This is a genomic window from Pseudogracilibacillus sp. SO10305 (assembly GCF_037072005.1).
GTDB lineage: Bacteria > Bacillota > Bacilli > Bacillales > Amphibacillaceae > Pseudogracilibacillus > Pseudogracilibacillus intestinigallinarum.
Map to the genome: position 1 here is coordinate 74,039 of NZ_JAXHDE010000004.1, position 20,684 is coordinate 94,722.

At 33.6% G+C, this 20,684-nt stretch carries 22 protein-coding genes; 6 read left to right on the top strand and 16 right to left on the bottom strand.

Features of this window, described 5'->3' with window-relative positions:
- Positions 1-77 precede the first annotated feature (77 nt).
- The 3 genes from SPD45_RS05355 to SPD45_RS05365 are packed head-to-tail and all read right to left on the bottom strand — an operon-like array spanning position 78 to position 3,291.
- On the bottom strand, positions 78-1,142 hold the full coding sequence (locus tag SPD45_RS05355) for a LolA family protein (RefSeq protein ID WP_336266700.1): 1,065 nt from the start codon (positions 1,140-1,142) through the stop codon (positions 78-80).
- Positions 1,139-2,593: a sensor histidine kinase gene (locus SPD45_RS05360; protein ID WP_336266701.1), complete on the bottom strand. Its 1,455-nt coding sequence runs from the start codon at positions 2,591-2,593 to the stop codon at positions 1,139-1,141. Before SPD45_RS05360 ends, SPD45_RS05355 begins: the two co-directional genes overlap by 4 nt.
- Positions 2,590-3,291 (bottom strand): response regulator transcription factor, encoded by a 702-nt coding sequence (locus SPD45_RS05365; protein ID WP_336266702.1) that lies wholly within the window; start codon positions 3,289-3,291, stop codon positions 2,590-2,592. The genes SPD45_RS05360 and SPD45_RS05365 overlap by 4 nt, the downstream gene beginning before the upstream one ends.
- Positions 3,292-3,454: 163 nt before the next feature.
- On the opposite strand from SPD45_RS05365, the gene SPD45_RS05370 reads away from it, so the two are divergent.
- Positions 3,455-3,919, top strand: a complete 465-nt coding sequence (locus SPD45_RS05370) for a DinB family protein (protein WP_336266703.1) — start codon at positions 3,455-3,457, stop codon at positions 3,917-3,919.
- A gap of 193 nt (positions 3,920-4,112) precedes the next feature.
- Here SPD45_RS05370 and srtB read toward each other — a convergent pair whose 3' ends face one another.
- The 6 genes from srtB to mscL all read right to left on the bottom strand — a co-directional run bounded on the left by srtB (position 4,113) and on the right by mscL (position 7,977).
- Positions 4,113-4,880: a class B sortase gene (gene srtB / locus SPD45_RS05375; protein ID WP_336266704.1), complete on the bottom strand. Its 768-nt coding sequence runs from the start codon at positions 4,878-4,880 to the stop codon at positions 4,113-4,115.
- Positions 4,881-4,894: 14 nt separating this feature from the next.
- On the bottom strand, positions 4,895-5,665 hold the full coding sequence (locus SPD45_RS05380) for an ABC transporter ATP-binding protein (RefSeq protein WP_336266705.1): 771 nt from the start codon (positions 5,663-5,665) through the stop codon (positions 4,895-4,897).
- Positions 5,655-6,632 (bottom strand): FecCD family ABC transporter permease, encoded by a 978-nt coding sequence (locus SPD45_RS05385; protein ID WP_336266706.1) that lies wholly within the window; start codon positions 6,630-6,632, stop codon positions 5,655-5,657. Before SPD45_RS05385 ends, SPD45_RS05380 begins: the two co-directional genes overlap by 11 nt.
- 147 nt (positions 6,633-6,779) lie before the next feature.
- Complete coding sequence (locus SPD45_RS05390) at positions 6,780-6,995, bottom strand: hypothetical protein (RefSeq protein WP_336266707.1); 216 nt, start codon at positions 6,993-6,995, stop codon at positions 6,780-6,782.
- Positions 6,995-7,318 (bottom strand): hypothetical protein, encoded by a 324-nt coding sequence (locus SPD45_RS05395; RefSeq protein WP_336266708.1) that lies wholly within the window; start codon positions 7,316-7,318, stop codon positions 6,995-6,997. The genes SPD45_RS05390 and SPD45_RS05395 overlap by 1 nt, the downstream gene beginning before the upstream one ends.
- A gap of 290 nt (positions 7,319-7,608) precedes the next feature.
- Positions 7,609-7,977, bottom strand: coding sequence for a large-conductance mechanosensitive channel protein MscL (gene mscL / locus SPD45_RS05400; protein ID WP_336266709.1), 369 nt, complete (start codon positions 7,975-7,977; stop codon positions 7,609-7,611).
- Between the two features lie 200 nt (positions 7,978-8,177).
- Between mscL and SPD45_RS05405 the strand changes: the two genes are divergently transcribed.
- From SPD45_RS05405 to SPD45_RS05425, 5 genes are all read left to right on the top strand, one after another.
- Positions 8,178-9,011, top strand: a complete 834-nt coding sequence (locus tag SPD45_RS05405) for a transporter substrate-binding domain-containing protein (protein WP_336266710.1) — start codon at positions 8,178-8,180, stop codon at positions 9,009-9,011.
- A gap of 12 nt (positions 9,012-9,023) precedes the next feature.
- Positions 9,024-9,719, top strand: coding sequence for an amino acid ABC transporter permease (locus tag SPD45_RS05410; RefSeq protein WP_336266711.1), 696 nt, complete (start codon positions 9,024-9,026; stop codon positions 9,717-9,719).
- 12 nt (positions 9,720-9,731) lie between these two features.
- Positions 9,732-10,451: an amino acid ABC transporter permease gene (locus SPD45_RS05415; protein ID WP_336266712.1), complete on the top strand. Its 720-nt coding sequence runs from the start codon at positions 9,732-9,734 to the stop codon at positions 10,449-10,451.
- Between the two features lie 11 nt (positions 10,452-10,462).
- Positions 10,463-11,218: an amino acid ABC transporter ATP-binding protein gene (locus SPD45_RS05420; RefSeq protein ID WP_336266713.1), complete on the top strand. Its 756-nt coding sequence runs from the start codon at positions 10,463-10,465 to the stop codon at positions 11,216-11,218.
- A 124-nt stretch (positions 11,219-11,342) separates the two neighbouring features.
- Positions 11,343-12,962, top strand: a complete 1,620-nt coding sequence (locus SPD45_RS05425; RefSeq protein WP_336266714.1) for a catalase — start codon at positions 11,343-11,345, stop codon at positions 12,960-12,962.
- A 137-nt stretch (positions 12,963-13,099) separates the two neighbouring features.
- Here the strand turns inward: SPD45_RS05425 and SPD45_RS05430 are convergent, their stop codons facing one another.
- The 7 genes from SPD45_RS05430 to SPD45_RS05460 all read right to left on the bottom strand — a co-directional run bounded on the left by SPD45_RS05430 (position 13,100) and on the right by SPD45_RS05460 (position 20,683).
- A complete protein-coding gene (locus SPD45_RS05430) occupies positions 13,100-13,861 on the bottom strand; it encodes a DeoR/GlpR family DNA-binding transcription regulator (RefSeq protein WP_336266715.1) in 762 nt (253 codons plus the stop codon).
- A 197-nt stretch (positions 13,862-14,058) separates the two neighbouring features.
- A complete protein-coding gene (locus SPD45_RS05435) occupies positions 14,059-15,243 on the bottom strand; it encodes a M24 family metallopeptidase (RefSeq protein WP_336266716.1) in 1,185 nt (394 codons plus the stop codon).
- 37 nt (positions 15,244-15,280) lie between these two features.
- Positions 15,281-16,336 (bottom strand): rhamnose ABC transporter substrate-binding protein, encoded by a 1,056-nt coding sequence (rhaS, locus tag SPD45_RS05440; RefSeq protein WP_336266717.1) that lies wholly within the window; start codon positions 16,334-16,336, stop codon positions 15,281-15,283.
- Positions 16,337-16,374: 38 nt separating this feature from the next.
- Complete coding sequence (locus SPD45_RS05445; RefSeq protein WP_336266718.1) at positions 16,375-17,316, bottom strand: ABC transporter permease; 942 nt, start codon at positions 17,314-17,316, stop codon at positions 16,375-16,377.
- Between the two features lie 57 nt (positions 17,317-17,373).
- Positions 17,374-18,378: an ABC transporter permease gene (locus SPD45_RS05450; RefSeq protein ID WP_336266719.1), complete on the bottom strand. Its 1,005-nt coding sequence runs from the start codon at positions 18,376-18,378 to the stop codon at positions 17,374-17,376.
- Positions 18,379-18,388: 10 nt separating this feature from the next.
- Positions 18,389-19,879, bottom strand: coding sequence for a sugar ABC transporter ATP-binding protein (locus SPD45_RS05455; protein WP_336266720.1), 1,491 nt, complete (start codon positions 19,877-19,879; stop codon positions 18,389-18,391).
- A 183-nt stretch (positions 19,880-20,062) separates the two neighbouring features.
- Positions 20,063-20,683, bottom strand: a complete 621-nt coding sequence (locus SPD45_RS05460; protein WP_336266721.1) for a YczE/YyaS/YitT family protein — start codon at positions 20,681-20,683, stop codon at positions 20,063-20,065.
- Position 20,684: the final 1 nt, after the last annotated feature.

Here is a 20,684-nt window from a genome sequence, read left to right on the forward strand (position 1 = left end):
CTGGAATTACCTTTTCATTTTATATATTCGACTACGCCGCTCCATCAATCTAATTTCGCCTTCCTACCCATATATGTTTATTCGACTTTCTTCATTGTTTCAGTTAAATCTAGTAAACCATCGACGGTTAACGAAGGATCCATCATATCTAAATTATATTGAAAATTGTCCTCATTCCATACTAGCGACTGTAATAACTTCGCATTTATATACATTCCGTTTTGATCACGGACTTGCACCTCTTCAGCATCATTACCAAATAATTCTATTTGTTCCTCAATATCATCTGTTGCTGGCGATATAATCGATAATGTAATAAATGCGATACCATCTTTTTTATATGCAATATCGACGTAATTCGTCTGTGCATCCATTTCTATTAAGCTAATATGATCAATCGTTATTCCGTTTTCTTCTGGTACATAGAGAACTCCTTCCCCTAATATGTCTATCATTTCCTCTAACTCAATTTCTTTCCCAGAAAAATCCGTATCTAATGTCTCCACTTCCGCATCTTCCGGTACATCTAATGTAAAAACTTCATCCTTAAAATCAGAAGAAAAATCAATGGACGTGTAAACTAACTCTGTTTTTATATTAGCCGACTTAGAAATCATCTTCAATATAACCCAATATTCTGTATCCACCCAAAAATCTTGTTCACCAAATACCGTCCCATCTTCTTTCGGTATCGCTTTAAAATGGACTGTATCACGACCGATAATCGTTTCATTTCCAAGTTTTTCAATATTATGTGTTTCTTTAATTGAATCTAACACTAAATTCAATTGATCCTTCGGGCTATTATTCAATTCCTGTAATTCCCCAAGTTCAAATTGAAACACTTTATTTTGTTCCGCCTCATACGTCATAATTTTTTCTCCATCGTTTACGGAAATGCTTTTTTCTGGACGAACAACTTCCACACGTGATTTCTTTCCATCACGCCATTCTTTCATTTCCATTTCGCCTAGTTCTTCCATATCCATATCAATCGTCATCTCCCCATAATACTTCACATTATCTTCTTCTGCTAAAACATTCGCTAACAATTTATTTGGAGATGTCTCTTCATTTCCATTATTACAAGCTGATAACATCAACAATGTACCCCCTAATATCATAAATAATATCTTTCTCATTCCATATCCTCCCTCATTTTTGGCAGCATCATAACAAAACAAACACCGATATTTTCTTTCGAGTAGACAAATAATTCTCCACCGTGCATTTCAACAATGCTCTTAGCAATGGTTAAACCTAAACCAGATCCAATCGCATCCCTTTTACTTCGAGCCCCATCTACTTGATAGAGTGGGTCAAAAATATATCCTATTTTATCATTTGGAATTCCTTTACCTTCATTTTGAATCGCAACATAAACCATATCTTCTCGCTGTGAAAAAGAGGGATCAACAAAAGGAAATAACAATTCCGCTACATCTGCAATGTTTTCAAATGCAAGTAAATGTATGACACCATCCATTTTCGAGTGATGAACAGCATTAACGACAAAATTATCGATGACACGAATCATCTCTTTCACATTTACTAAAAGAGGATGCTGTACGGTGTTTTTCGTTATAAGTTGGATGTTTTTTTTCTCACATAATGCATCATAATCAGCTAAAAGCATCTCGAATAACTCCGCTCCATCTACTTGTACTTTCTCTAATGGCGCTTTTTCCCCTTGTAACAATGTGTATGTCGTCAAATCATCTAGCATTTGTTTCATAAAATCTGCTTTTTCAATAATCGTATTCTTATAGATTTGTTGTTTATCTTCGCTCATCATTTCTTGGTCTTGTAAAGCTTCTGCGTATGCTTTAATGGAAGTTAAGGGCGTTTTTAAATCATGTGAAATTGCCGCTATCATATATTCCTTTTCTTTCTGTTCTTCTTCCAATTCACTTTGTGTCCGCTCCATTTCTTCCCTCATGTTATAAAAATGTTGTTGTAATTGTCCAATCTCATCATGAGATGTTTTCATTTTTTCATAGGAACTCCCACTTGCAAAGGCAGTCATCTCTTCCTTTAAATGGTTTAATCGTTTGTTCACTTTTTGATGTAATAATAACATCATCAACACGTATATAAGTAAAAATATTGCTATAAAAATGCCAAAGGTGATCCAAGTTCGTTCTTTCATCGTTTGCACAAAATGTTCTCGATACATTTCTACTTCATACAATCCAATAAGTTGTCCTTCATCAAACACAGGTTCTTTGTATGTAAATGTATTTAAATGTTCATCTACTTCATATAAATTGGTATAAAGTTCCTCTACATTGGGAATTTGAAAGACTTCATGAATCGTCGTATACAACACTGCACCATCATGACGATACAATTTAATTTGGACTGTTTCATCTGAATGTGCATCTAACAATGATTCATTCAAATTACCAGTATACATCGTAGGATCACGTAAAATTGGATGCAAATTACTTAAGCGACTTTTCACTTCATAAAATTGGTCGACTTTTTTCGTATCATAATAATTCGAAATAGATACGAATAAAAAATAGGCACTCAATAAGGGTAAAACCATCATCAATAAATAGGAAATCAACAACCACGTTTTAATCTTCATCGTTCTTCTCCGATAAATCGATATCCTTTTCCCCAAACTGTTTGAATAAATAATGAATTTTTCACAGGGTCACCTAATTTTTCACGTAATGATTTCACGTGTACGGTTACAGTATGCAAATCTTCATGATCGATTTGTTGCCATACGTGGGCAAATAGCTCTTCTTTTGTAAAGACGCGTGACGGGTTTTGTGCCAATAAACGAAGTAAATCAAATTCTTTTACCGTAAGTACAATTTCCTTTTCATCAATGAACACTTTCCGTTCATCCATATATAATGTAAGGCCGTTTTCAAATGTAGATGTTTCAGCCGCTTCCTCCACACCTTGATACCGATGCCAACGTCGTAAATGAGAAGCAACACGTGCTTTCAATTCATGTAAACTAAATGGCTTGGCAACATAGTCATCTGCTCCAATATCTAACCCTTCTACTTTCATAGCATCTTCTTGGCGTGCACTAATAATGATAATAGGTACATCACTATCCCAACGAATGTTTTTACATAATGTCAATCCGTCCATTTCTGGAAGCATTAAGTCTACCAATACTAAATCATACGTACTAGATTTGAAATCTTCCCATCCCTCGAGTCCTGTCGTTGCCCATGTCACTGCGTACCCTTCATGACGAAACGTATCACAAATAACGTTTGCAATTTCTGGATCGTCCTCTACTAATAATAAATTTGCTAACATCTCTTTCCTCCTACGTGTACATTCAATGTATCATATCGTCTTAATCACTTTTGAAACTTTATAATTCTTTTATAATTGCATGTATAAACAGATTATATGAGAAGCCGTTTTCATTATAGTATAATAAAAGAAGAAGCAAAAAAATATAGGGGAGCTGATATAAGTGGAATCAATAACGCTATTTAAATATTCACGCACTTCTACATTAATTTTATTAAAACAATTAGGGGAAGAAGTGTGGGATGAACAACCACACAATTGGCCGAACAATATACGTTGGTTAGCTGGCCATATTTATGCGGAAGCAGAAGGTTTCATGCATGATGCAGACCATTCCTATGAAATTACACATCAAGAATGGATGCCATTGTTTTTAGATGGTTCCCGTCCATCCGAATGGAAAGAAAACGATCCTGTTCCTACACGTGAAGAAATAATAAATGCCCTTATTGAACAAGAAAGTCGAATCGAAAATTTTTTTAAAGGAAAGTTAAAAAATGATGTATCAAAAGTACGCGATTTAAATGGGATGTTACTAGAGACAGTCGATTCATCGCTACAGTTCATCACTTGGCATGAAGGGATTCATATAGGAGATATTAAAGGACTAAGACTTTTAACAAAGTAAAAAAAGAGCCGAAGACTAGAAAGTGTATATACGTTGAAACTAAAAGAAAGATAAGGACAAAGTATCCATCCGTCCGAAAGATATTTCTCTAACGTTAACAACATCAACATTAGAGGTAGATTAATTTCTTTCGCTTCATGTCTTTTATCTTTCTTGTTTCAAGCTTACATTTTCCATCTGTCTTTCGCTCTTTTTATTTTTCAGTCAATTTCGCATGGAGAACGAGTCGGCCTTTTTCAGGATCTAACATATAGTCACATGTCGATAATGTTATAATTCGATCATCTGGTGATACATCAATTCCTGCATCGAATTTTGAACGATCTTTTATTTCATCTAATAAAGCCGTATATTCTACATCTGAGTCGAAACGTGTTTCAATATAATTAAAATCTGTTACCGTATTATAAACGGCAAACACTTCCGCTTCATAACTTTTAAACAACGTATCATATTCGAATGTACGATGTTCCCTAAAGAAATCTTCATCTAAAAACTTCGTTATATGTTGAAACATCGATCCGTCTTTCATCCGATGACCATATACAACTGTATTAAAATCTTCGCTTAAAATATCATTTCGATAATCTAAAAAGATACTTCCTGCACGTGATTCATCCCCTTCAAAATTTCGCGTTAAATATTGATCATTATTTTCCGCTTGTAAAATTGGATAATCAATCTGTGTTCCATCAACTGTAATCCAACCAACAACATCTTGATTCATTTCAAGTAGTTTATCAAATCCTGAACGAATCATGCCAAGTGGACGTGCTTCTTCTTCCACTTCGTTATCATAAAATACATCTTGTACTTCTTTTAATACTTTACGATTATTGTAATAATCATATACCGCATCAAATAAACCGTATGATGCATAGACAAAAACAGCTAAACAAGTAACTGTAATAAAAATCGAAATGCTTTTTCTTATCGGTGATTTTCGTTTCTTTTTAGCCATTTTGTCCTCCTTATTTAAATTCCTATTGGAACGATATATTTCCCGATTTTTTCGTCATCTTTCACAACGACATGCACACCGTATATTTTTTCAATTAAATCTTCAGTAACTATTTCATTCGGGTCACCACTTGCTATGATTTCCCCTTGTTTCATCGCTATAATTTTATCACTATATTGAATCGCTTGGTTAATATCATGTAACACCATGACAACGGTTAACCCATTTTCTTCTGATAAATGCTTTACTAATTCTAAAATTTCATATTGATAATAAATATCTAAATTCGCTGTTGGCTCATCTAAAAATAAATAAGGTGTATCTTGTGCGAGTGCCATTGCAATCCAAACACGTTGCTGCTGGCCACCTGATAATGCATCAATCGCCATATCTTTTCTTTCATACAATCCCGTTCGTTCTAACGCCCATTTCACCTTTTCTTCATCTTCATCAGATTGAGGAGTAAACGTTGTCCGATGTGGCAGTCGTCCGTAATAAACAAGTTTTTCTACCGTCATATCACTAGGCGCATGATTATCTTGATGCACGACACCTAATGTACGTGCAAGTTCTTTCGGTTTATAACTAGACAATGACTTCCCTTGCAATGTAACATCCCCTTGCATAGGACGGTTATTATTCGTCATAACCCCCATTAGCGTAGATTTCCCACAACCATTTGGACCTAGAATCGTTGTAATTTCCCCTTTTTGAATATTGCTTTCAATATTTTTTAAACGAATTACTTTATCTTGATATGCAAATGATATATTTTTAATTTCCATAAATCCGATCACTCTTTCTAAGTAAGAATATGAGGAATGGACCACCGATCACAGCCATAATAATCGATGCTGGGATTTCAATAGGCGCTAATAACGTCCTACCTAACGTATCTGCAAGTAGAATTAAACACGCACCTAACAATGCAGAAAACGGAATAAGTGCCTTATGGTCTGTTCCAACTAACGCTCGACCTATATGGGGAATGAGTAATCCGACGAATGTAAACATTCCTGCAATTGCTGTTGCAATCGAAGCTAGTAATACTGCTACTGCTGCAACGATAAAACGAGCACGATTCACATTAAATCCTAAGTTTTTCAAAGTTTTATCTTTTAAAGCTAAATGGTTACAATAACTATAAAAAATAATCGATAAAATTAATCCAATCGTTCCATATAAAACGATAATTTGAACATCATTCCATGTTTTCATTGATAATGTCGATGTACTAACTGAAACTGCCTGTACAACACCATTTCCACTAGATGAAAACAACTGACTTAAACTTACGAACACTGCATTTACTGCCACCCCGATTAAAATCATTCGTAATGGGTTTAATCCTGATTTCCATGACAAGGAAAATACGAGTAAAAACGCAACCGCACCACCAATAAAAGCGAATAAAGGGGCATAAAAATATAGTGTAGGAAAGAAAAATAAGACAAGTATCGTCATAAATCCTGCACCTGAGGAAACACCAATAATCCCTGGTTCTGCTAATGGATTTCGCATTACCGACTGTAATAGTACCCCCGAAACAGACAACATCGCGCCTGCAAATAACGCAATAATAATTCGTGGAAAACGTAAATCCTGAATGATCGCCACATTTGGATCCTCTCCAGTAAACAAGCCACGAATTAATTCTACTGCTGATATGTCAATGCTTCCGGTAATGGCAGCATGTATAGTAAGTACCGGTAATAATATGATTACGATTATAAAACTAAATATTTTTTTCATGTTTATTCCCTCGATTTCATCCTAACAATAAAAAGAAGTTGAGTATTATGAACATAATTACTCAACTTACCAGTATATATAATATATTATTAACAAGCTATCAAATCAAGGGATGTAGCTTATGAAACAATGACAAATTAGCAACATTTACTCTTCATCAAATGGCAACGCAAAGTTCGGCTTTTTTTGCGATGGGCTAAGTAGTAAATGACTTTTATGTCCCATATCTTTTGTATACCAATATCCAGATAAAAAGCGTTCTAAATCTGCCTCATTTTTTACTTTATGATCTTTTAATTCTTCTAATAGCATCTTTGTATATTGTGGTGTTAATGCAAATCCATCTACAACTACTTTTTTCATTATTCCAATCCTTTCTCTATTGCTTCTTTATATAATCGTGCATTTCCTTCTGCAATAATTGAAGCAGTATGATCAAAATCTAATGTACTAATTTGATTCATTTCTTCTTCCGTTAATTTATACGTATAACCGAATGTAACAATCTTCCCATGCATCCCAATACGTGATACATGTTCTGCTTGGTCCCTCGTTAAACGTTCAAAACGACTGCCAGGAATTCGGCGTTCAAAAAAATCTTTCGTTGCCTCATCTTTACAAATTAATAATAATTTATCACGTAAATAATTTTGTTGATGTCGTACATAATATTTTAACTCACTCATGACTATCCACCTCTAATGTAAATTATAACAAATTCTTACTAGAAATGTACTTTTACACAAAAAAATTAGGAAAACAAAAATCATATACAAAATACGAACTAATATATATGGATGAACCATAATAAATAGATGTTTTTCTTCCACTAATTATGAAGAAGCCCCGATAAGTTCTTTTAAAAAGAATTTATCGGGGTTACTTATTCTGCAAAAATTTCCACACACTATTTTTATCGAATATATTTATTCATATTGATTTTCGTTCCCTAAACTCACTTCATGTATTTATGTACTTAGTCTTTCTTTAGTAAGTCACGAATTTCGGATAATAATTGAATGTTTTCTTCCACTTCTTCTTCCTCTTCTTCATCTTGTTTTCTTCTTAATGTATTAATTAATTTAACGAAGAGGAAAATAGAAAATGCGATAATAAAGAAGCTTACCACGTTTTGAATAAACATCCCGTATGCGATTTCCGCATCTTTAATTTGAACGGATAGACCCGTAAAATCAATACCACCCATAAATAAGCCGACAATTGGCATAATGATATTATCAACTAATGAATTTACAATTTCTCCAAATGCAGCTCCGATTATAATACCGATTGCTAAATCTAACACATTCCCTTGTGCGATAAATTCCTTAAATTCTTTCAACATATGCAAGATCCCTCCCCTAATGTATGTGTGCTAAATAATAATAAATTATACATCAACTGGATTTAATTGTAAATTAGTTCAAAAAATCATTTTTAACAAAATCAAAATAGTCTTACTATTTAACTTGACATTTCCTTTGAAATTGCATATTATAATTCCAAGTATATTGATGTGATTAATTAAAATAATGGGGGATGAAAATGAAAAAACATATCGTACAAATCATGTTAATCATTGTAGTAGGAATGGTTATTGCTGGTTGTGCGTCAACAGATGCAAGCAAAGACGGGGTCCGTAAAGTAAAAGTAGCTTACGTACAAAATAGTAAACCAATGACATATACAGATGATAAAGGCGAACCGAATGGTTACGATGTAAAAGTATTACAAGAAGTTGAAAAACGTATGCCACAATATGAATTCGAATTTATTGGTACTTCTGATGACGATTTATTATTAGGTGTTGAACAAGGGAAATACCAAGTCGGTGTAAAAAATGCATTTTACACAGAAGAAAGAACAAAGAAATTCATTTATCCAGAACAATTTATCGGCTTAAGTAGTATCGGATTATTGTTGAAAAAAGAAGATGAAGATATTACGAGTTTAGAAGATTTTGCAAAAGCTGGTTATTCACTGGCGCCAATCGCAGCAAATAATGCACAATACACTGTCATTGAACAATATAACGAAGAAAATCCAAATAATAAAATTGATTTAAAAGCTGGCGATACATTTACAGTCGATGTTATTCAATGGGTAAACGAAGGACGTGTCGATGGTGGCGTTATTATTGAAGGCATGGCAGAAAAACAAGTATTCGATGAAGATGGGCCGTATTACAATTTAAGGGATGAAGTCGTTTATAACGAATTTGATGTCATTGAAACATGGCCTTTATTCAATAAACAAGAACAACAATTTGCAGATGACTTTGATAAAGCAATGAAAGAAGTACGGGATGAAAAAATTACAAATGAATTAAGTACAGAATTTTACGGGCGAGATTTATTTGAATTATTACAAGAGGAATGAGGCGGATACAGATTGGAAAAATACTTTGACCTATCCTACTTATGGGGCGCTATACCAGCGCTCCTCCCTTTTTTAAAAGTAACATTTACGTTTGTATTTTGGAGCGTATTATTCGGAACACTATTAGGATTACTTCTTACATGGATGAAAATTCAACCAAAGAATTGGATTAAAAAAATCGCTGAAGGATACACAACTGTCTTACGTTGTACACCTTCGATCGTATTATTATTCCTCGTTTATTATGGAATTCCATATATTTTTATGACATTCGGTGTAAATATTCACCATATCGAAAAAATTATTTTTGTTATTATCGCTTTTACATTACAGTTTGCAGCAATTATTTCGGAAGTGTTTCGTTCTTCTTATGATGCACTCGATAAAGGGCAAATAGAAGCAGGATTATCTGTTGGGATGACACCTTTCCAAGTGTTTCGACGTATCATTTTCCCACAAGCATTTTTAATCGCTTTACCGAACTTCGGAAACAGTTTTGTCCTTTTATTACATGAAGGTGCGATTGCATACACAATCGGGCTTATTGACGTCGTCGGAAAAGCAGAATTAATTATTGCTGATAATTTTAATACACATGCATTAGAGATATTTCTCGCATTAGCATTTATCTATTGGATTTTATCATTATGTATTGAAAAAGTTTTCCAATGGTTAGAAAAAATATTCCGTAAAGGACATATTGTTTAAGGAGGGAGTTCATTGACGAATGGATTAGATTATCCTTTTTTATTTAAAACGTTTTTTGTTGCATTATCGGGTGTACCGATTGCTTTACTAGTGACGATCGTTGCACTGCTCTTTGCTTTACCGACTGGATTTGCATTCGCACTTTCTTCCTTAAATAATGTACCCTTCATCAAACAATTCGTTCGATTATATATTTCGTTCGTTCGAGGAACACCTGTTATCGTACAAATTTTCGTTGTATATAGTAGTGTTCCTTTGCTATTAGATATCTTTTTTACTACGAACAATATAAATGTGAACGTTTATGACGTACACCCAATTTGGTATGCGTTTATCATCTTTGCATTTAATACGACTGCTATTCTTATCGAAGTTTTTCGTTCCGCATTATCCGCAGTCGATCGAAGTCAAATAGAAGCAGCATATGCAGTTGGTTTGAATAGTGTGCAAGCATATCGAAGAATTGTTATTCCGCAAGCATTAATTGTCGCCATGCCAAACTTATGTACCGCAACAATTAATCTAGTAAAAGCTACATCGCTTGGGTATGCTATCTCATTACATGAAATAACGTTAAAGGCGAAAGTAGCAGCGAATGTAAATTATAATTATGTAGAAGCATATATCGATATTTTTATTGTCTATTTAATATTATGTATGGTGATTGAATTTTTATTTCGTCAATACGAGAAGAAATTATCTAAATATAAAATGCAACCTAGTGCTGCATAGGAGGGGTATCTATGTTACAGCTAAAAAATATTCATAAACAATTTGGGGATAACCACGTTTTAAAAGGTGTCGATATCTCCGTTGGAAAAGGGGATGTTGTCGTCATTTTAGGCCCTAGTGGTTCTGGCAAAACGACATTCCTCCGATCGATTAATTTTTTAGAGCGAGCTGACGCTGGAGAAATCATTTTCCAAAATAAAACGATTGAAACGAAGACAGCAACGAAAAAAGAAATTCATGCATTAAGACAAAAAGTTGCCTTTGTATTTCAAAATTACAATTTATTTCAACATAAAACTGCTTTGGAAAATGTAACAGAAGGATTGATCATTGCACGTAAAATGAAAAAAGATGAGGCTGAAAAGATTGGGGTGCAAGCTTTAGAAAAGGTTGGCTTACATGATAAACTAAATGCTTATCCTGTTCAATTATCTGGCGGACAGCAACAACGTGTCGGAATTGCACGTGCCATCGCATTAAACCCTGATGTTATTTTATTTGATGAGCCTACTTCTGCATTAGACCCTGAACTAGTTGGAGAAGTTTTAGAAGTAATGAAAGAAATTGCACATGATGGGATTACAATGGTTGTCGTTACACATGAAATGGATTTTGCTCGTCAAGTTGCTGATAAAGTCATTTTTATGGCAGACGGAGTCGTAGTTGAAGAAGGTACACCGAAAGAGATTTTTGTTCATCCTAAAGAAGAACGTACTCGACAGTTTTTAAAACGAGTCCTCCCGGAGGATTATACGGTTTATATTTAAATGGTTTGTATATATGATGTATAAATTACAAAATATGAATAGACTCCTTTTATATTCATTTATTGCTCATATTTTTCCCTATGATGGGCATATATAAAATATGGATTATGAGAGGAGTTTTTTTATGGAAAATAATGAGATAAAACGTAAAACTTTAACGACGCGCCAAGGGCAACCTGTTGTGGACAATCAAAATATCCGAACAATTGGAACCCGTGGCCCTGCTACATTAGAGAATTATCATTTTATCGAAAAAATATCACATTTTGATCGAGAAGAAATTCCAGAACGTGTCGTTCATGCTCGTGGGGCGGGAGCCTTTGGTTATTTTGAAACTTACGGAAAAGTTGGGGATGAACCTGTAGAAACATATACGAGAGCCAAAGTTTTCTCAGGAGTCGGAAAGAAAACACCTGTTTTAGTTCGATTTTCAACTGTTGCAGGCGCAAAAGATTCACCGGAAACGGCACGAGACCCACGTGGATTTGCGGTTAAAATGTATACGGAAGATGGAAACTGGGATTTAGTCGGTAATAATTTAAAAATTTTCTTCATTCGTGATGCAATGAAGTTCCCAGATATGATCCATGCATTTAAACCTGATCCTGCTTCTAATATTCCCCATCCACAACGAATGTTTGATTTCGTTTCTAAATCACCAGAAGCAACCCATATGATTACATTATTATTTTCGCCTTGGGGAATTCCAGCATCATATCGACATATGCAAGGTTCTGGAGTAAATACGTATAAATGGGTAAATGACAAAGGAGAAGCTGTATTAGTAAAGTATCATTGGGAACCTAAAGAAGGTATCCGTAATTTAACACAAGAAGAAGCAAATAAAATTCAAGCAGACAATGTTAGCCATGCAACACAGGATTTATATGAAGCGATTAGACGTGGTGACTATCCAGAATGGGAATTATTTGTGCAAATAATGGAAGATAGTTATCATCCTGAACTTGATTTTGACCCATTAGATAATACGAAATTGTGGCCAGAAGATAAGTTTCCATGGCTCCCTGTTGGACGACTCGTTTTAAATGAAAACCCGATTGATTTTCATGCTGAAATTGAGCAAGCCGCTTTTGGTACAGGGGTACTTGTGGATGGAATGGATTTTTCAGATGATAAAATGTTACAAGGGCGAACATTCTCCTATTCCGATACACAACGCTATCGAATTGGTTCAAATTATTTACAACTTCCAGTAAACGCACCAAAAGTTAAGGTCCATACAAATCAACGTCGCGCTCAAATGGATTATCGAAATCGGGAACAATTCGAAGAAAATCCTCATATAAATTATGAACCATCCATGCTCGGTGGCTATAAGGAGGCAAGTAAAAACGAACGAATTCCTCATGAACCCGCATACAACGATAAAGCAATGAGTGCGCCAATTGACCGCCCAAACAACTATGGCCAAGCAGGTGAAACATATCGCAGTTTTGAAAAATGGGAACAAGAAGAATTAATTAAAAACTTATCTGAAGCATTAGCTATATGTAATCCTAAAATTCAAGAAGCGATGATTGAACACTTTACAAAAGCTGATGAAGATTATGGAAGACGTGTAAAAGAAGGAATTAATCTTCAATTGAAAAAGGTGCAAAAAGACGGAGAAAGCCCATTATTTGGACGAGCATCGGGAGCTTCTAAATTCGGTCAAAGTTCAACAGATGCAAATAAGGCAGTGAAACAAGCAATCCGGAAAAGTAAAGAAGCTGATCCATATTAGTTAAAAGAACATTACATCTTTACAAAAAATTAGTTAATAATAATGATAATTGAATATTAAAATTGTCGTAAAACATTCTACCTTTAATCAATTCACCCCTAGCGAAAGTATTGCTAAGGGTGAATTAAGCAATTCCTTTATATATAAACTACACTTATTTCATCCTCTAAACATTTCTGTTCAAGTCGATCATCAATTGTTTTATCAGTAATTAAATAATCAATTTCTGACATATCGCATATTTTTGAGAATGAAATTTTATGAAGTTTAGTATGGTCAATCATTAAATTAACCTCATCTACATTTTTTATAATTTGTTCTTTTATTCTTGCTTGCTGTTCATTTGACTCTGTTAACCCTTTTTTTATATCCATTCCACTACAGGATATGAATGCTTTATCAAAATGATATAAGTCAAAAGAGGACTCTGCTAAACTTCCAACGAAGGATAATGACTTCGATAACAATGTTCCCCCTGTAGAAATAACTGTTATGTTTGATTTCTCATTTAATTCCATTGCAACCTTTATCGAATTTGTCATAACAGTTAAGGGGATATTTGGAATTTTTTTTGCCATATACCAAGCTGTTGAACTAGCATCCAATATTATTTTATTATTTTCCTTAATTAGTTTTATTGCTTCCTCTGCAATCAGACTTTTTTCTAAAACATTTGTTACTTCTCGCTCAGAAAAGGAAGTTTCAATTTTATCAGAAGACTGAACTACAACAGCTCCTCCATGACTACGAAGTAATTTTCCTTTTTTCTCCAATTTCTCAAGATCTCTCCTGATTGTTTCTTCAGTAACAGAAAACATTTTACTTAACTCTGAAACACGTGCACTCTTATTCATATTTATAAAATCGACTATTTTTAAATGTCTTTCTACAGCTAACATTTGTTACACTTCCTTAACTCACTTTTTCTCGACCATTATAACATAAAATATCTATAACTTAGGTAATAACAGTTTTCTTTCTCTTTACTATGAATAACTAAATGCACTTTTTTACGATTTTCATGTATGTTATAAGCAATGAAGAATAGATTATTACATAAAAAAGTAATAATCTATTCCTTTATATCCTGTCTCTATTACTGAATTCTAATAACATCCTTGTCTAACTTTTGTAATGGTCGCGCACCATCGGCTGTTATATGGAATCCATTTTCATAACGAAAACCTCCCCAGTCATTAAAGAAAATTGGTATATCCACTGAAAATACCATGTTTTCTGCAATAGGTTGTTTAAAACTTGCATTAAGAGATGGTGGTTCGAATTCACTCACACCAATACTATGTCCTCCCGTATAAACAAAATGCTTTTCAAGGCCTTTTTCTGCAACAACTTTCCGTGAAGCACTATCAACCTCATTTCCATTATTACCTGGCACTAATAACTCTTGCGCTATCTCTTGAGCTCTTATTGCAGCTTTTATCGCTTCCTCTACCGCTGGATTTACTTCGCCTAGTATAACTGGTCTAGCAATTGCTGCATGATATCCTTCGTATCTAGGAGCTATCGTTAAAACAACCAATTCATTTTGTTCGATTTGTTTAAAAGTTGTCCTTGCAATTATAGGTGCACTATTCACACTTCCAGAGGCTACCATTGTATCAATTCCCATACCTTCTGAACCTAAATTGCGCATCACATATTCAACCTCAGCTGCAATTTCACGTTCTGTTTTCCCGACCTTAATGGCGTTGATTGCTGCCTCCATTCCTTTCTCTGCAATATAGTAAGCGTATTCAATTACTTTAATCTCATTATCAGTTTTATATAAACGTAAATCTAATATCATTTGGTCTACTTCATCTAAATTTTTGTTATCAATTGCATCTAATAATAAATAATAAAAATCAATTGTCATTTTTTCCTTACCAATAACGCCCATTTTCTCAACCGGCTTGTTATATAAGGTTTGTACATTTTGAATTGCTTCCTTTAAGGAAACAACATTTGCAAAAGGGAAGTCATGAGCACCATAGTTAAATTCCTCTACAACTTGAACGTTCCGACAAAATGAACTAGTCTTCACATACTCCTCTGATTCATAGCCTGTAACTAATAATGCTTCACCTTCTGCTGGCATTAAAATACAAGCATCTTCAAAATGTGGTGTATAATTAAATAAATACCTTGTATGCTCCTGTCCAAAAACGGCACCATCATTTGCATATATAAATAATAAATCGTATCCTTCTTCTTTCATTTTCTCTTGTAACTTCTTTCTCCTTACTTCAAATTCTTCTTTAGGAATCCTCGGCAAATTCATTTTATATCCCCCTATATTTAAATTATACGTCTTAAAATCAATATACATCTTTCCATTCATCGATATTTTCAGCATCAAATTTAAATGGTTCACCCAAAAGAACTTCTGTTCCTTCTCCTGTTTCACTTTCTACTACTTCAAATTCTCCTAACCCTTCTACTTCAAATGTATCCCCTGCATTTCCTTCAATAGTTTCATCCGATAATGCAATAGCTGTTTCTCCCGCTAAATACCCTAGTTCTATAGGGTTCCACAAATAAATCCATGGCGCAACACCACTGCTAATATATTCTGCCATCTCACTTGGCAATCCAAGGCCTGTAATTTTAATATCATCTTGAACACCTTTATCAGTAATGACCTTAGAAGCCGCTGCTAATCCAACTGTAGTAGGTGATACAAGGCCTTTTAAATCCGGATAAGATTTTAATAATGCTTCTGTTTCAGAAACACTCTTATCTCTTAAGTCATCTCCATAAGCAACTTTCACTAACTCCATGTCTTTGTATTTATCATCCTTCAACTCTTCTTCCATCCACTCAATCCATAAGTTTTGGTTTGTAGCTTGAGATGTGGCACTTAAAACTGCAATTTCTCCTTCATAATCAATCATTTCAGCAATCGCTTCAATTTGAACTCTTCCTACTCCTTCAGGATCTGCTTGATTAACATGAACTAGACGACTATTTTCATTTACAGCTGAGTCCGTAGACAATACTTTTATTCCTTGTTCCATTGCCTTTTTTAATACAGGCTCTAAAGCATCTTCATCATTACCTGCAACAGTAATACTATCTACTTGTTGTGTAATCAATTCCTCAATGATTTGCACTTGTCCTTCTACCGTTGGAGAATCTGGTGCTCGTAAAATCGCTTCATCACCATTCGATTCGATAGCGTCTTTAAAGCCATCCATTAACTTTTCACCAAACGGGTTTCCAGTGTTTTTATATACAATCGCATGACGTTTTCCACCTTCCCCATCTGCTTCACCACTATTTCCCTTATTTTTAGCAGCATCATTACTACAAGCCCCTAGTACTAAAACAAACATCGCAACAATCGTAAACAAAAAACTTAATTTTCTTCTCATTACTTTTCCTCCTTTATTTATTATTTATATAAACAGTTTTACTGTTTTTTACGTTTACGAAACTTCAAATTCGTAACTGTTACAGATAATATTAACAATAATCCAGTAATTACCAACAACGACTGTGCAGGAACATTTATTAAACCTAAACCATACTGTAAATAACCAATGATAAATACTGCAATTACGGCACCTAACATTTTACCTTTTCCACCAGCAGTACTTATTCCACCTAAAGCAACCATTGCGATAACATCCAATTCATACATATCAGCAACATTTGGACGCGTACTTCCCATTCTTGATGTTAAAAATATTGCAGTAATTGCCGCACAAATACCAGCAATCGTAAATACTATTATTTTAATTTTACTTACTTCTATTCCTGAAAACTTTGATGCCTTTGGATTACTTCCAATACCATAAACCTTTCTACCAAATGTTGTTTTATGTAATGTAATAGTAAAAATGATTGTAAATATTAAAAACAAAATTAATATAAATGGTATTTTCCCTACATATCCCCATCCAAAATAACTAAACCAACTTGGAAAATCACCTGCAGATTGATCTTCTAATATGACATATGCCAACCCTCTATAAAGTATCATTGTTGACAAAGTTACTATTACAGCGGATAGTTGATATTTAACAATTAAAAAACCGTTAATCATACCGCACAAACCACCGACTAGTAAACAAATAATTATTGCGGCAGCCATTGGAACGCCCGCATTATACAAGACAGACATTATCACAGCAGATAAGGCTACTGTCGAACCAACAGATATATCTATTTCTCTCATAATCATAATTAGTACCATAGGAAACACTATAAATGCCTTATCTAAAAAGGTCATACTTGATCCTAATATACTATCTACATTTAAAAAATAAGGAGAAAGAACACCGTTAAAAAATATAACAAATACTAAAATTAAAATTAATAGCCATTCCCATTGTAGAAAAAAACTCTTCAACGAAAATTCTCTTTTATTAGATATAACTCTTTTGGATGCTAAGCTATCTGTAGACATTTATATCACCCGCCTTAATAGCTGATTCTCTTCATATCGTCTATTTACAATGACATTAAATATAACTGCAAATAGAATTATTCCACCTTCAATTGCCATTTGCCAAAATGGTGAAACATGTATTAGAGGTAGAGCATTATTTAATATTCCTAATAGTATAGCACCTAATATTACCCCTGTTATTTTTCCAATTCCTCCATTTATACTTACGCCACCTAAAATACAGGCTGCAATAACAGTTAATTCATATCCACTTGCAGTATTACCTTGTGCCGAAGCATATTGCGAAACCCATAACACTCCAGACAAACCTGCAAGTCCTCCCATCATACAGTAAACTAAAATTAAAATCCTATCTACTTTTATTCCTGATATAATTGCCGATTCTGGATTACTTCCTACAGCATAAATTCTTCTTCCCGTTATCGTGTATGTCATAAAGTACCAAAAGAATAGAAATATAATAATCGCAATAAAAATAAGTGTATTTATGCCTAATATTTTGCTAGTAGCAATTGCTTTAAATGATGCTGGCATTTGGTGTGCGTTTACCCACTCACCTTTCGCAACCATAAATGTTAAACCTCTGTAAACATACATAAGCCCCAAAGATGCAATGATTGGTAATATGCCAATTTTTGATACTAAAATACCTAATATCAATCCACATATAATTCCAATACCTATCCCTAATAAAATAGCAATGATTGGATGTGTATCCGGAAACACCTTTAACACTTGTGCAGTTATCATTCCCGATAAAGCAAGTGTAGCAGCAATAGATAAATCAATACCTCTCGTCAACAAAACCATTAGCATTCCTATAGACAGAATAATTAATATAGAAGTATTTGTTAATAAATCATTTAAATTACTAAATGTTAAAAAGCTAGAATTTATCGCTTGAATGATAATGGATAGCAATATAATAAAAACAATTAATCCAAATTCCCTATGTTTCGCTACTTTTAACAATAAACCTTCTTTGGCTTTATTCTCTATCATCCTTATCACCTCACTCTGACATTGCCGCTTCTAAAATCAATTCTTGAGTTGCTTCTTCACGTGTAAATTCTTTTGTCAATCTTCCTTCCTTCATTACAATAATACGATCACTCAAACCTAAGATTTCGGTCATTTCTGAGGAAATTAAAATAATTCCATACCCTTGATCCGCTAATTCAACAATAATATTGTAAATAGATGACTTTGCACCCACATCGACACCTTTTGTCGGTTCATCGAATATTAAGATATCTACATCATGAGTTAAGAGCTTAGCAATCGATACTTTTTGTTGGTTACCTCCAGACAATGAATCCGCTGTATAAAATACTGAAGGAGTCTTAACTTCTAATTTTTCACTAAGTGATTTTGATATCTCTAATTCCTGTTTTTCATCTATCAATCCATATTTTGAAAAATCCTTTAAAGAAGATAATGTTATATTTTTATAAATGTCCCATGACATGATTAGACTCTGATCCTGCCTATCCTCAGGTAAATAATGTATACCAAACTTTATGGCTTTAATTGGTGAACTAATTTCAGTTTTTTTCCCATGAATATAAATTGCTCCTTCATCTATTGGATTGATTCCAAAAATACTTTGGCATACTTCAGTCCTACCAGCACCAACTAGCCCAGTTAGGCCTAATATTTCACCTTTATTTAACTGAAAGGAAACTTCTTTAAAGAACCCCTTCTTACTTATGTTCTCAACACGCAAAATTTCTTCTTCTATTTCATTATATTTCTCAGGATATAACTGTTTGATCTCTCTACCCACCATAGCTTGTATAAGTTTATCGTGTGTTACCTCTTCTATTGGCCAATTAACTATGTAATTACCATCACGTAAAACTGTAACTGTATCAGCTAGCCGAAACATATCTTCAAATCTATGTGATATAAATATAATTCCTACACCTTCATCCCTTAAATTTTCAGCAATATGATATAACTGTTCACTTTCACGATGTGTTAATGCAGCAGTTGGTTCATCCATTATAATGACTTCAGCATTTCGAGAAAGCGCTTTCGCAATTTCGACTATTTGTTGCTCTGCAACGCTTAAAGAACTTATTTCCCTTGTTGGGTCCAAATTCGATCCTAAGTTTTGCAAAAGACTCCTTGTTTTCTCATGCATTTTTTTCCAGTTAATTTTCCTAGTAATTTTGTGTATTATTTCATTTTCCATAAATACATTTTCTGTAATGGTTAAATTAGGATAATTCGTTGCGTGTTGATAAATTGCAGAAATATTATGTGAGATAGCTTCTTTCGGATCATTAAATACAACTTTTTCTCCCTTAACATAAATTTCTCCTTCATTTGGTTGATGGACTCCTGTTATTATTTTTATAAATGTTGATTTACCTGCACCATTTTCTCCCATCAATGCATGAATTTCACCCTTTCTCAACTTAAAATTCACATTATTAAGCGCTTTCACGCCTGGGAATTCTTTTACAATATTTCTGAGTTCTAACAGACACTCCGACACTTCCCTCACCTCTGATCTATTAATTTTTAGATTATTCCCTCTTTTCACATTTATTTAAAAATAATATACCATATACTTTTGTTTATAGCAATATTATTTTTGTTTATTTTTGTTTATTTTTGTTTATTGTATCAGAAATACAATTAAACTAAAAAAGACTACTTTATAATAGTAGTCTTTTCGTCACAAAAATACTTGTTGAAATTTGCGAATCATCGGACCTATAATTATTGCTGATATTATGGTCCCCTCTCTTACTCCCTGTATTTCTCCTAATGTTACAAATGAAATTATCAATGCAATTATAACCAATGTAATATCAAAATAAAGTTTTATGTCGCCAAATTCTTTGTTTGTTTTATAAGCTATTGCCTTCACTATACCTTCTGCAGGATTGTTTACAACATTTGCCTTCAATTGAATAATAGTACTTAAAGCGATAATAATACAACCTAAAATTACCATTCCTAATTTAACCAAATAATTCTCTGTTAAATAAAGAGATATAATTAATGACCATCCATCTATTGCAGCCCCTAACACCGGACCAACTAATAATTGTAAATACTGTTCCCTTTTAAACTCTTTACCTAAAAGTATAATTTGAATAAGTACGAATATAAAATTCATTAGCATTGTTAGCATACCAAAACTGATTGGAACCGAAAAACTAGCTGTAAAGGGGGGACTAGTAATCGGAGTCGTTCCAAGATATGCTAAGGTCACCAAACTTATCCCTAATCCCATAACAATTAAGCTGAGCATAAAAAGACTATATGATTTTATCAAGCGACTTGTATACAAC